Source organism: Ancylobacter sp. (genome assembly GCF_965279025.1).
GTDB lineage: Bacteria > Pseudomonadota > Alphaproteobacteria > Rhizobiales > Xanthobacteraceae > Ancylobacter.
The window spans coordinates 2652054-2664840 of record NZ_OZ257132.1 but is presented as its reverse complement, the minus strand read 5'-3'; the positions used below and the strand labels follow the sequence as shown (position 1 = coordinate 2664840).

Sequence of the window (12787 nt, the reverse complement as noted above, 5' to 3'; positions counted from 1 at the left end):
TGGCTCTTCCTCTGGCTCAGGCGCAGGTCAGGAGGTCGCAGGTCGCGTCGACCACCGCCTCCGGGGTGATGTTGAAGTGCCGGTAGAGATCGGGCGCCGGGCCGGAGGCGCCGAAGCCCTCCATGCCGACAAAGCGCCCGCGCTCGCCGATCCAGCGGTCCCAGCCCAGCCGGGCGGCGGCCTCGATGGCGACGCGCGGGGCGGTGCCCAGCACGGCGCGGCGGTATTCGTGGCTCTGGCGCTCGAACAGCTCCCAGCACGGCATGGAGACGACGGCGGCATCCACCCCGCGTTCCGCCAGCAGATTCGCCCCCTTGAAGGCGATCTCGACCTCCGAGCCGGTGGCCAGCAGCGTCACGTCGCGCCGGCGCTTGGGCTTGCGGGCGACATAGGCGCCATAGCCCACCAGGTTCTCTTCCGAGTGCTCGGTGCGGAAGGTCGGCAGGTTCTGCCGCGACAGCGCCAGCACCGAGGGCGTGCCTTCCGCATGGAGCGCGAGCTGCCAGGCTTCCAGCGTCTCCACCGCGTCGGCGGGGCGGAAGACATAGAGGTTCGGCGTCGCCCGCAGCATGGCGAGGTGCTCCACCGGCTGGTGGGTCGGCCCATCCTCGCCGAGGCCGATGGAATCATGCGTCAGCACATAGACGACGCGCTGGCCCATCAGTGCCGAGAGCCGCATGGCGCCCCGAGCATAGTCCGAGAACACCATGAAGGTGCCGCCATAGGGGATCGAGCCGCGATGCAGCGCGAGACCGTTCATGACCGCCGCCATGGCATGTTCGCGGATGCCGTAATGCAGGTAGCGGCCGCCATAATTGCCGGGAGTGACCGAGACCATGCCCTTGGTGAGGGTAAGGTTGGAGTGGGTGAGGTCGGCCGAGCCGCCCACCGTCAGATCAGTCGCCCGGTTGATGACGCCGAGCGCCATTTCCGAAGCCTTGCGGGTCGCAACCTTCGGCGCGGTCAACGACAGCTCGCGCTTGTAGGCATCGAGCTTCTCGTCGAAATCGGCGGGAAGGTCGCCCTCCATCGCCGCCTCGAAATCGGCGCGCCGACCGGAGGCGGAAAGCCGCTTTTCCCAAGCCTCGCGCGCCTTGGCGCCGCGCTCGGCGATGGCGGCCCACGCCGTCCGCACGCTGTCCGGCACCTCGAAGGGCGGGTAGCTCCAGCCGAGCGCCTGGCGCGCGCCCTCGATCTCGGTGGCGCCGAGCGGGGCGCCGTGCACGGCTTCCGTGCCCGCCTTGGTCGGGGCGCCAAAGCCGATGGTGGTGCGGCAGGCGATCAGCACCGGCCGGTCGCTGGTGCGGGCTTCAGTGAGGGCGTCGATCAACGCGTAGGGGGCGTGGCCGTCGACCCGCATCGCCTTCCAGCCCGAGGCCGCAAAGCGGGCGAGCTGGTCGGTGGAGGTGGAGAGCGAGGTCTTGCCGTCGATCGAGATGCCGTTGTCGTCCCACAGCACGACCAGCTTGGAGAGCTTCAGGTGCCCGGCGAGGTCGATGGCCTCGTGGCTGATGCCCTCCATCAGGCAGCCATCGCCGGCGATGACATAGGTGTGGTGGTCGACCAGCTCGTCGCCGAAGCGGGCATTGAGCATGCGCTCGGCCAGCGCCATGCCGACCGCCGTGGTGAGCCCCTGCCCCAGCGGGCCGGTGGTGGTCTCGACGCCGAGCGTGTGGCCGTGCTCGGGGTGGCCGGCGGTGATGGCGCCGAGCTGGCGGAAGCTCCTGAGCTGGTCGGTGCCCATATCGGCATAGCCGAGCAGATGGTTGATCGCGTAGAGCAGCATCGAGCCATGGCCGGCGGATAGCACGAAGCGGTCGCGGTCGGCCCAGTCCGGACGGCTGGGATCGATCTTCATGAACCGGCTGAACAAAGCGGTGGCGACGTCCGCCATGCCCATGGGCATGCCGGGATGGCCGGACTTGGCCTGTTCCACCGCGTCCATGGCGAGCGCGCGCAGGGCGTTGGCCATGTCGTCATGCGGGAGGTCGGCGACGTCCTGGTGAGGACGCAGGGCCGTCGAATGGCTGGTCAACATGCTGTCCTCCCGGTTCACGCGGCGCGCCGCTTCTTCTCGACAAGGTTGAGGATCATCGGCGTCAGGATGAGCTGCATCGCGATATCGAGCTTGCCGCCCGGGATCACGATGGAATTGGCGCGGCTCATCCAGGAGCCCTCGATCATCGAGAGCAGGTAGGGAAAATCGATGCCGCGCGGGCTCTTGAAGCGGATGACGACGATGGATTCGTCCGCCGTCGGGATCCAGCGGGCGATGAACGGGTTGGAGGTGTCCACCGTCGGGACGCGCTGGAAGTTGATGTCGGTATGGGTGAACTGCGGGCAGATGTAGTTCACGTAGTCCGGCATGCGGCGCAGGATGGTGTCGGTCACCGCCTCGGTGGAATAGCCGCGATGCGAACGGTCGCGGTGGATCTTCTGGATCCATTCGAGGTTGATCACCGGCACGACGCCGATCTTCAGGTCGGCATAGCGGGCGACGTCGATATTGCCGCTCGCCACCGCGCCGTGCAGTCCCTCGTAGAACAAGAGGTCGGTGGGGGTGGGTATCGGCTCCCACTCGGTGAAGGTGCCCGGCGGCCCGCCATATTCGGCGGCTTCCTTCTCGTCATGCACATAGTGGCGGTACTTGCCGGTGCCGGTGTGGGAATAGGAGCGGAAGGTCTCCTCCAGTTCCTCGAACAGGTTCGAATCCGGCCCGAAATGGCTGTAATGGTGGTTGCCGCGCGAGGCCTCCTCGGACATGACGCGCTTCATCTCGGCGCGGTCGTAGCGGTGATAGGCGTCGCCCTCGATATAGGCGGCGGCGACATCCTCGCGGCGGAAGATCTGCTCGAAGATGCGCCGCACCGAGGTGGTGCCGGCGCCGGACGAGCCGGTGACGGAGATGATCGGGTGATGGATCGACATGGGTCCCTCTCCGTCAGGCGCGCAGCAGGCCGCGACGGGCGAACAGGGGCGAGCGCTCCGGCATGGCGGCGGCGTCGCGGTGATAGCGGGCGATGCGCTCGACCTCGGCGCGCGAGCCGAACACCAGCGGCACGCGCTGGTGCAGGTGCTCTGGCGTGATGTCGAGAATGGGCAGCCGGCCATCGGTGGCCGAGCCCTGCGCCTGCTCCATCAGGAAGGCGACCGGGTTGGCCTCGTAGACCAGCCGCAGCCGGCCCTGCCCATAGCCCCGGCGCGCATCGCCGGGATAGAGATACACCCCGCCGCGCACCAGGATGCGGAACACGTCCGCCACCATGGAAGCGACCCAGCGCGTGTTGAAATCCTTCGCCCGCGGCCCGTCGGCGCCGGCCTGGCAATCCTCGACATAGCAACGGATGGCGACATCCCAATGCCGCAGGTTCGAGGCGTTGATGGCGTATTCGACCGTTTCCGGCAGCACCAGCGCCCGCTCCTCGGCGAGCAGGAAGGCGCCGGTTGCGCGGTCGAGGATGAAGATCTGGGTGCCCGCGCCAACCGTGAGCACCAGCCCGGTCTGCGGCCCGTAGAGCAGGAAGCCGGCGGCAAGCTGGGCGCGACCCGGCTGCAGCAGCGAATCCGCGCCGACATAGGGCAGGATGGAGAAGATGGTGCCGACCGTCGCATTGCTGTCGATGTTGGACGAGCCGTCCAGCGGGTCGACCGCGACGGCGAGCGTGCCGGCGGCATCGAGCAACGCCGCCTCGTCGGCTTCCTCGGAGCCGAACAGGGCGACCGGCGTGCCGGCCAGCGCCGCACGCACCAGATCGTCGGCAATCAGGTCGAGTTCCTTCTGGCTGTCGCCATCGGCATGGTAGCCGCGCACGGTGGCGAGAGAGCCGGCCAGAGGCCCGGCGGCGAGGAGCTCGGAAATCTTCAAGCCGGCGCCGGCCAGCGCGAGCACGGCGCTGGCAACGTCGCGACGCAAGGCGTCGGACTGCGACCACCCGTCAAGGTGGTCCTGCAATGTCGGGCGTGTCATGGCGTTCCCCAGTTATGTTTTTGTGGGCTTCAGCCCTTTGGCGTGTCGTTTCCGTAAGACCTTCGAGTGGGGACCCGAAGCGGCGGACGCCTTTTGTTGATCGCAGACTGCACGAATTGCGTGCGTAAGGAAATTCGAATAATCTTACCTAAGACTTCAATTTAGCTGAAATGTAATGTTCCATGCGTAATGCCACGCTCAAGCAGCTTCGCGCTGTCGCCGCCATCGTCGAAACCGGCAGCGTCACCGGCGCGGCGAAGAAGCTGAACGTCACCCCGCCGGCAGTGACCATGCAGGTGCAGCTACTCGAACAGCATCTCGGCCTGCCGCTGCTCGACCGCGCCGGCGACCGGTTCCAGCCCAGCGCCGCCGGCCGCGAGATCCTTGCCGCCACCGCCCGGATCGAGCAGGCGCTGGCCGATTGCGGCGCGGCGCTCGATTCCATGAAGGGCCTGCGCTCGGGGCGGGTATCGGTCGGGCTCGTCTCCACCGCGAAATACTTCGTGCCGGCGGCGCTCGGCGCGTTCACCCGCACCCATCCCGGCATCGACGTGGTGCTCACGGTCGGCAATCGCGAGGGCATCATCGCCGGGCTGCGCTCGGACGCCATCGATGTCGCCATCATGGGCCGGCCGCCGCTCGACATCGAGGTCGACAAGACGCTGATCGGCGACCATCCGCATGTGCTGATCGCCCCTTCCGATCACCCAATGCTCGGCCGGCATATTCCGGCGACCGCGCTGGCCAATGCCACCTTCATGTCGCGCGAGCCGGGCTCGGGCACGCGCGGCCTGATGGAGCGGTTCTTCCAGCAATCGGGAATCGATCCGCGCATCGGCATGGAGATCGATTCCAACGAGACCATCAAGCAGGCAGTCATGGCCGGCCTCGGCCTCGCCTTCATCTCCGCCCACACCATCGCCGCCGAGGTGGCGGATGGCCGGCTCGCCGTGCTCGATGTCGAGGGGCTGCCGGAGGTGCGGCAATGGTTCGTGGTGAAGCGCTCCGCCAAGCGGCTGACGCCCCCGGCGGCGGCACTCACCGAATTCCTGGCGCGGCGCGGGCCGGAGTTTCTTCCCGACACGCTGCACCTGCCCGGCGTCGCCCAGGCACGCGCCGCCCGGGAAGCGGCAGCGCGCGAGGCCGCCGACGCGCCGGACTGAAGCCGCCTCAGCGATAGATGGGGAAGCGGGCGCAGAGCGCGGAAACCTCGCCGCGCGTGGCGGCGACCATCTCCCGGTCCATCGGCGTGCGCACGAGGCGGGCGATCCAGCCGGCAATGGTCTCGAACTCGGCGGTGCCGAAGCCCCGGGCGGTGCCGGCATTGGAGGAGAGCCGCAGCCCCGACGGCGCTTCTGGCGGGCGGGGGTCGAAGGGGATGAGATTCTTGTTCACCGCCAGCCCCGCCTGTTCCAACGCCTTGGCGGCGACGTCGCCGGTCACGTCCAGCGCCGTCAGGTCGGCCAGCATCAGCCCGCAATCGGTGCCGCCGGACACGATGCGCACGCCCTCGGCCGCCAGCGCGGCGGCCATGGCGCGGGCATTGGCCAGCACCGCCGCGTTATAGGCGCGGAATTCCGGCCGCAGCGCCTCGCCCAGGCACGCCGCCTTGCCGGCGACCGCGTGCATCATCACCGAGCCCTGCACGCCGGGGAAGATCCCGTAATTGATGCGGTCGCTCAGCGCCTCGTCGTTCCACAGCACCAGCCCGCCACGCGCGCCGCGCAGCGATTTGTAGGTGGTCGTCGTCACCACATGGGCGTGCGGGAAGGGGTTGGGGTAAAGCCCGGTCGCCACCAGCCCGGCGACATGGGCCATGTCGACCATCAGCAGCGCCCCCGCCTCGTCGGCGATGGCGCGCAGGGCGGCGAAGTCGATGGCGCGCGGATAGGCCGAGCCGCCGGCAATGATGAGCTGCGCCTCGTGGTCGAGCGCGATGGCCCGCACCTCGTCGAGATCGATGCACTCGCTCTCGCGGTTCACGCCATAGGAGACGATGCGGTAGTCGCGCCCGGTCAGCGTCGCGGGATGGCCGTGGCTGATATGGCCGCCCGCCGCCGTGTTCATCGACAGGATGGTGTCGCCGAGCTTCAGCAGGCCGAGGAACACGCCGCCATTGGCGTTGGAGCCGGAATGCGGCTGCACATTGGCGAAGCGGCAGCCGAACAGGCGCGTCGCCCGCTCCACCGCCAGCGCCTCGATGGCGTCGGCGAATTCCGCCCCGCCATAATAGCGGCCATAGGCCGGGCCCTCGACGGTCTTGTTGGTGAGCACCGAGCCCTGCGCCTCCAGCACCAGGCGGGAGACGATGTTCTCAGAGGCGATCAGCTCGATGCCGTCCTGCTGGCGCGCCGCCTCGCCGCGTATGGCGGCGGCGAGGGCGGGATCGGCGTCGAGGCCCTGCGTGAAATAGCCGGCGTGCAGCGTCGTCATGAGAAGACCCCGTCAGCGAAGCGAGGAAAGCCGCAGGCGAGCCGCCGTCAGGCCCCGATCAGTCCCGCTTGCCGCCGGTCAGCCAGGAAAGCAGCGGATTGGCCGGCGAAGCGGATTTCGGCATCGATTCCACCACGATGACCTCGTCGACCTGCCCCTTCTTGAAGGCGGCAAGGAAGGCGTCGTAATCGGCGAGCGAGATGCAGCCATTCGAATCGCCGCGCGGCCCGAGCAGATAGGGGTGCAGCAGGAAGCCGTTGCGGCCATACATCTTGCCGTCGCCCACCGGGGTCATGCGCACCGCCTCGGTGCCGTGGAACAGCGCCTCGCGCATGCGCAGCTTGTAGCGGTTCGGCGGGGTGGGGCCGAGCATCTTCACATGGACGTAGCGGACGTCGTCGAACTTGTCGCCATAGCCGGAATGCGCTTCCAGCTTCTTGCCGCCCGGCAGATGCAGCTTCTTGGCGCGGATGTCGTAGATGGCGAACTTGTCCTCGGCCGTCGGGTAGCGCAGCTCGTCCTTCGGCGCCTCGGTGGCGGCGGCGGGGGGTGCCTCCGGCTCGGCGGCGTTGTCTTCCTCCATCGGCGGGGGAAGCGCGGCGACCTCGGCCTCGAAGGCGGGCTTGCGCGGCGGGCGCGGGGCGAGCGTCAGCGTGTCCTCCGGCTCGTCGCCGGACATCACCCGCCCGGCAAAGAGCGGATTGGCCATCGGCAGCGGAACGGTGCTCACCGTCTCCATCGGCGGCACGGTGGCGTCCGGGGCGGCGGCGACAGCGGCCGGGCGCGCGACCATCGGGTCGGGGTCGAACAGCCAGTCGTGCGGCGGAGCGAAGACGCCGGCGGCGCGGAAATTGCGGATGTCCATCACCGTGTAGACCGGCGCCGGCGACGGCTCGTCGACCACGATGCTGGCCACGTCAGGGGCGGCGGGAGCGTGCATCATCTGCGGGTCGACGCGGGCGGCATCGGCGGGTGTCGGAATGGGGGTATTGGAAATCCACGCGACGGCGACCGCCACGCTGACGAAACCTGCCGAGCCGATGAGGAACGAGCCAACTAGCCGCATAGGCATCTCTGTACGGATGACAAACCTTCGCACACGGCCTCACGGTCGTCCACGTCTGGCGTCAGCCTTCGGTTGCACACGGCACCGGCGCCCAAGCCATTGATCGCCGATGACCCCCAAGCCAAATCGGTTCCTAGTCAAGTTTAGGTAATATTTCATTAATGCCGCGCCGACAACCCGACCGTGGCACCAACTCTTCGCATCTGCACATGCCGATGAGCAGGGGGACCGGGCGGTTGCCCCAGCACGCCAGGGCCAGGCGACGGCGGGCGGCGCGGCGGCAGAGGGATCCTGCGGATGGCGCGACCCATCGTTTGGAACTATTAAAAACGGAGATGCCGACCCTCCCTCCCTCCCCGGCACAAAGGCGGTGCGGCCCATGACCCGTCCTTCCTCTGTTCCACCGCCGGCCGCCCCGGCATCGCCCGACCCCGCGAATCGCGCGGGCCGGTGGGTCGACCGGCTGAGGTTGCCGGCGCTGCTCGCCGCCCTTGCCGTCAGCGCGCTGGCCTGGATCGCCGGCGCCCACATGCTGGCCGAGCGCATCTGGGCCGGCGCTACGGCGGTCGTGCTGGCGGTGCTGGTGGTCCATATTCTTGCCAGCCTGCGGCGCGGGGCGTTCGGGCTGGACCTGATCGCCGCCCTCGCCATGGGCACCGCCCTGCTGTTCGGCGAGAACCTCGCCGGGGCCATCGTCGCACTCATGTTCACCGGCGGCGAGGCGCTGGAGGCGTTCGCCCAGCGCCGGGCCGCGCGCGAAATGACGGCGCTGCTGGCGCGGTTGCCGCGCACCGCCGCGCGCTATGAGCATGGGCGCCTCGCCGAGGTGCCGCTGGCGGCGCTGATGCCGGGTGACCGGCTGCTGGTCCGGCGCGGCGAGGTCGTGCCGGTCGATGGCACGCTCGAAGCGCCGACCGCCTCGCTCGACCAGTCGGCGCTGACCGGCGAGCCGCTGCCGGTGCGTCATACGCGCGGCGCGACCCTGATGAGCGGTTCCACCAATGCCGGCGATGCCTTCGACCTGGTCGCCACCCGTGCGGCGGCGCAGAGCACCTATGCCGGCATCGTCCGGCTGGTCGAGGCCGCCCAGCAATCGCGGGCGCCCATGGCCCGGCTCGCGGACCGCTACGCGCTCGGCTTTCTGGTGGTGACGCTGGCCCTTGCCGGGGCCGCCTGGGCGTGGAGCGGCGACCCGGTGCGGCTGCTCGCGGTGCTGGTCATCGCCACCCCCTGCCCGCTCATCCTCGCCGTGCCGGTGGCGATCATCGCCGGCATGTCGCGCTGCGCCGGTCGCGGCGTGCTGGTGAAGGATGGCGGCGCGCTGGAAGCTCTGGCGGGTATCCGCACGGTGCTCATCGACAAGACCGGCACGCTCACCGGCGGCCGGCCGCGCCTCATCGAAATCCGGCCGCGCGAGGGCTTCACCGCCGACGAGGTGCTGCGGCTCGCCGCATCGCTCGACCAGGCCTCGGCCCATGTCGTCGCCGAGGCGCTGGTGGCGGCGGCGGGGGCGCGCGGCCTCGCTTTGTCCATGCCGACCGCCATCGTCGAGGCGCCGGGTTCCGGCCTGACCGGCCGGATCGAGGGCCACGAGGTGGCCGTGGGAGGCAGGGACTTCGTCAGGGCGCAGTGTCGCGATGGCGAAGGGGAAAGCGACCGTGATGGCTGGGCCGGCCGGCCCGGCACCGTGATCGTCGCGGTTGGCGTCGACGGACGGCCGGCTGGCGCGCTATTGCTGGCAGACGCGGTGCGCGAGGAAGCGCGGGCGGTGCTCGGCGCCCTGCGCGAGATAGGCGTTGCCCGGCTGGTGCTCGCCACCGGCGACGAGGCCGGACGGGCGCGGGACATCGCCGCCGGCCTCGGCTTCGACGCCGTGCTGAGCGACATGACCCCCGCCGACAAGGCCCGCGCCGTGGCGGCCGAGCGCGCCAACGGGCCGGTGATGATGATCGGCGACGGGGTGAACGACGCTCCCGCGCTGGCCGCCGCCGATATCGGCGTCGCCATGGGGGGACGCGGCTCGGTGGCGTCTTCGGAGGCGGCGGGCGTGGTCATCCTGGTCGATCGGCTGGACCGGCTGATCGACGCCATGCACATCGCCCGCCGCACCCGCGCCATCGCGCTGCAGAGCGTCGCGGCCGGTATCGGGCTGTCGACGCTCGGCATGGTCGCTGCCGCCTTCGGGCTGCTCGCCCCGGTACAGGGAGCTCTGTTGCAGGAACTCATCGACGTGGCGGTGATCCTGAACGCGCTGCGGGCGCTGCGCGCCGGCCCGCGCCAGTAGCGGATCGCCCCGCTTTTGCCAGTCCGCCCGGCGCCGGCGGGGCACGCGGGACGGGCGGCCCCAAACCACTGGTGTTGCCGTAGAGCATCACTATATGAGCCCTCGTGGGCCACCACTCCTCAGGGAAAACGGCCTGCCCAGGAGAAGCCCATGAAGAAGAACGACCCCCGCCTGTGGATGTGGTCGGACGCGGTCGACATGCTCAACCGCGCCGAGCGGATGCACCGTCAGATGTTCCAGCCGGTCGCCCGTGCCGAGGCGCCGGTGCGCCACAGCGCCCCGTGCTGGGAGCCGCCGGTCGACATGCTGGAGACCGACCACGAATTGCTGGTGCTGGCCGCCCTGCCCGGCGTCGACCCGGACCGCATGACCGTATCGATCCAGAACGGCGTGCTGACCATCGCCGGCGAGCGCGTGCTGCCGCCGGAGCTGCGCCGCGCCACCATTCACCGCATGGAACTGCCGCAGGGCCGGTTCGAGCGCCAGCTGGCGCTGCCACCCGGCCGCTACGACGTAACCCACCCGCGCGTGGTCAATGGCTGCCTCGCCATTGTGCTGCGCAAGGTTTGAGCAGGGGGACCCAACCGATGACACACCCCGATTTCGACAGATACGCCCCGCTCCGCATGGCCGATGCCGGCGGCAGCGCCGGCAATGGCTTCAACGGCACCGTGCCTGAGGACCAGATGATCCTTCTGCCGGTGCGCAATTTCGTGCTGTTCCCCGGCGTGGTGATGCCGGTGGCCGTCGGCCGCCCGGCCTCCATCGCCGCTGCCCAGCAGGCGGTGCGTGAGGGGCGCCCGGTCGGCATCCTCATGCAGCGCGACCCCGCCGTGGAGGAGCCCGGCCCCACCGACCTGCACCGCATGGGCGTGATCGCCAACGTCTTGCGCTACGTCACCGCGCCCGATGGCACCCATCATTTGGTCTGCCAGGGCGAGCAGCGCTTCCACGTCGAGGAGTTCGTGCGCGAGAAGCCCTTCCTCACCGCCCGCATCACGCGGATCGAGGAGAGCGAGGCGCGCACCTCCGAGGTCGAGGCCCGCTTCGTCCATCTGCAGACGCAGGCCAATGAGGTGATGGAACTGCTGCCGCAGGTGCCGGCCGAGCTGGTCGCTGCCGTGCGCGGCGCCAATTCGCCCGCCGGCCTCGCCGATCTCGTCGCCGCCTATGCCGACATCTCGCCCGACGAGAAGCAGGAACTGCTGGAGACGGTCGACATCGCCGCCCGCATGACCAAGATCTCGCGCCTGCTCGCCCACCGCATCGAGGTGCTGCGGCTGTCGCAGGAAATCGGCAAGCAGACCCGCGCCTCGCTGGACGAGCGCCAGCGCGAGGTGCTGCTGCGCGAGCAGATGGCGGCGATCCAGAAGCAGCTCGGCGAGGATGGCGGCAACAGTCAGGAGATCGCCGACCTGGAGGCAGCCATCATCGAGGCCGGCATGCCGGAGGATGTGGAGCAGATGGCCCGCAAGGAGCTGGGCCGGCTGCGCCGCATGCAGGACGCCAGCGCCGAATACGGCATGATCCGTACCTATCTCGACTGGCTGATCGCCCTGCCGTGGAAGCTGCCGGAAACCGCGCCGATCGACATCGCCGAGGCCCGCAAGGTGTTGGACGAGGACCATTTCGGCCTCGACAAGATCAAGCGCCGCATCGTCGAATATCTCGCCGTGCGCAAGCTGGCGCCGAATGGCAAGGCGCCCATACTGTGCTTCGCCGGCCCTCCCGGCGTCGGCAAGACCTCGCTCGGCCAGTCCATCGCCCGCGCCATGGGCCGCAAATTCATCCGCGTCTCGCTCGGCGGCGTGCATGACGAGGCGGAGATTCGTGGCCACCGGCGCACCTATGTCGGCGCGCTGCCGGGCAACATCATCCAGGGCATTCGCAAGGCGGGCACCCGCGACTGCGTGATGATGCTGGACGAGATCGACAAGATGGGCTCCGGCATCCAGGGCGACCCGTCGGCGGCGATGCTGGAGGTGCTTGACCCCGAGCAGAACGGAACTTTCCGCGACAATTATCTCGGCGTGCCGTTCGACCTGTCGCGCGTGGTGTTCATCGCCACCGCCAACATGCTCGACACCATCCCCGGCCCGCTGCGCGACCGCATGGAGATCATCTCGCTGACCGGCTACACCGATCAGGAGAAGCTGCAGATCGCCCGCCGCTACCTCGTCCGCCGCCAATTGGAAGCCAACGGCGTGACCCCCGCGCAGGTGGAGGTGGAGGACGAGGCGCTCGCCGCCATCATCCGCGCCTATACGCGGGAAGCCGGCGTGCGCAATCTGGAGCGGGAGATCGGGCGGGCGGTCCGCCATGTCGCGGTCGACATTGCCGAGGGCACGGTGGCGACGGCGCGCATCGGCGTCGGCACGCTGCCGGAACTCCTCGGCCCGCCGATCTTCGAGGACGAGGTGGCGCTGCGCGTCAGCGTGCCGGGCGTGGCCACCGGCCTTGCCTGGACGCCGGTGGGCGGCGACATTCTGTTCATCGAGGCGACGCGCATTCCCGGTCGCGGCGGGCTCATCCTCACCGGCCAACTCGGCGAGGTGATGAAGGAGAGCGCGCAGGCGGCGTGGAGCCTGGTGAAGAGCCGCGCCGTCGAACTCGGCATCGACCCGGCGCTGTTTTCCACCAGCGACGTGCATGTGCACGTGCCGGCGGGGGCGACGCCGAAGGACGGGCCGAGCGCCGGCGTTGCCATGTTCACCGCCCTCGTCTCTCTGCTCACCGGCCGCACGGTGCGCAAGGACACGGCGATGACCGGCGAGATCTCGCTGCGCGGGCTGGTGCTGCCGGTCGGCGGCATCAAGGAGAAGGTGGTGGCGGCGGCGCGGGCGGGGCTCACCCGCGTGATGCTGCCGGCCCGCAACCGGCGCGACTATGAGGACATTCCCCAGGACGCGCGGGACCGGCTGGAATTCGTCTGGCTGGAGCGGGTGGACGACGCCATCGCCAACGCGCTGGAGCCCGTCGAGACGGGCGAGCCGCCGGCGCTCAAGGCGGCAAGCTGAAACTGCCCGAAACGACAAGG

The 12787-nt window shown here is 69.5% G+C and carries 9 protein-coding genes; 4 read left to right on the top strand and 5 right to left on the bottom strand.

Annotated features, from left to right (window positions below; genetic code table 11):
• Positions 1 to 16 precede the first annotated feature (16 nt).
• The 3 genes from tkt to ACQY76_RS12240 are packed head-to-tail and all read right to left on the bottom strand — an operon-like array spanning position 17 to position 3967.
• Positions 17 to 2038: a transketolase gene (gene tkt / locus ACQY76_RS12250; RefSeq protein WP_428029015.1), complete on the bottom strand. Its 2022-nt coding sequence runs from the start codon at positions 2036 to 2038 to the stop codon at positions 17 to 19.
• 14 nt (positions 2039 to 2052) lie between these two features.
• On the bottom strand, positions 2053 to 2928 hold the full coding sequence (locus tag ACQY76_RS12245) for a phosphoribulokinase (RefSeq protein WP_428029014.1): 876 nt from the start codon (positions 2926 to 2928) through the stop codon (positions 2053 to 2055).
• Positions 2929 to 2941: 13 nt separating this feature from the next.
• Positions 2942 to 3967 (bottom strand): class 1 fructose-bisphosphatase, encoded by a 1026-nt coding sequence (locus ACQY76_RS12240; RefSeq protein ID WP_428029013.1) that lies wholly within the window; start codon positions 3965 to 3967, stop codon positions 2942 to 2944.
• A 182-nt stretch (positions 3968 to 4149) separates the two neighbouring features.
• Here ACQY76_RS12240 and ACQY76_RS12235 point away from each other — a divergent pair, with 182 nt between their 5' ends.
• The gene (locus tag ACQY76_RS12235) at positions 4150 to 5130 is read left to right on the top strand and encodes a LysR family transcriptional regulator (RefSeq protein WP_428029012.1); all 981 of its coding nucleotides are present in this window, start codon (positions 4150 to 4152) and stop codon (positions 5128 to 5130) included.
• A 7-nt stretch (positions 5131 to 5137) separates the two neighbouring features.
• Here the strand turns inward: ACQY76_RS12235 and glyA are convergent, their stop codons facing one another.
• Entirely contained in the window at positions 5138 to 6400 is a 1263-nt protein-coding gene (gene glyA, locus ACQY76_RS12230) for a serine hydroxymethyltransferase (protein WP_428029011.1), read from the bottom strand.
• A 58-nt stretch (positions 6401 to 6458) separates the two neighbouring features.
• Complete coding sequence (locus tag ACQY76_RS12225) at positions 6459 to 7466, bottom strand: DUF2778 domain-containing protein (RefSeq protein WP_428029010.1); 1008 nt, start codon at positions 7464 to 7466, stop codon at positions 6459 to 6461.
• A gap of 529 nt (positions 7467 to 7995) precedes the next feature.
• On the opposite strand from ACQY76_RS12225, the gene ACQY76_RS12220 reads away from it, so the two are divergent.
• The 3 genes from ACQY76_RS12220 to lon all read left to right on the top strand — a co-directional run bounded on the left by ACQY76_RS12220 (position 7996) and on the right by lon (position 12767).
• On the top strand, positions 7996 to 9750 hold the full coding sequence (locus ACQY76_RS12220; RefSeq protein WP_428033001.1) for a heavy metal translocating P-type ATPase: 1755 nt from the start codon (positions 7996 to 7998) through the stop codon (positions 9748 to 9750).
• A gap of 150 nt (positions 9751 to 9900) precedes the next feature.
• Complete coding sequence (locus tag ACQY76_RS12215; RefSeq protein ID WP_428029009.1) at positions 9901 to 10320, top strand: Hsp20/alpha crystallin family protein; 420 nt, start codon at positions 9901 to 9903, stop codon at positions 10318 to 10320.
• A gap of 17 nt (positions 10321 to 10337) precedes the next feature.
• Positions 10338 to 12767, top strand: a complete 2430-nt coding sequence (lon, locus tag ACQY76_RS12210) for an endopeptidase La (RefSeq protein ID WP_428029008.1) — start codon at positions 10338 to 10340, stop codon at positions 12765 to 12767.
• Positions 12768 to 12787: the final 20 nt, after the last annotated feature.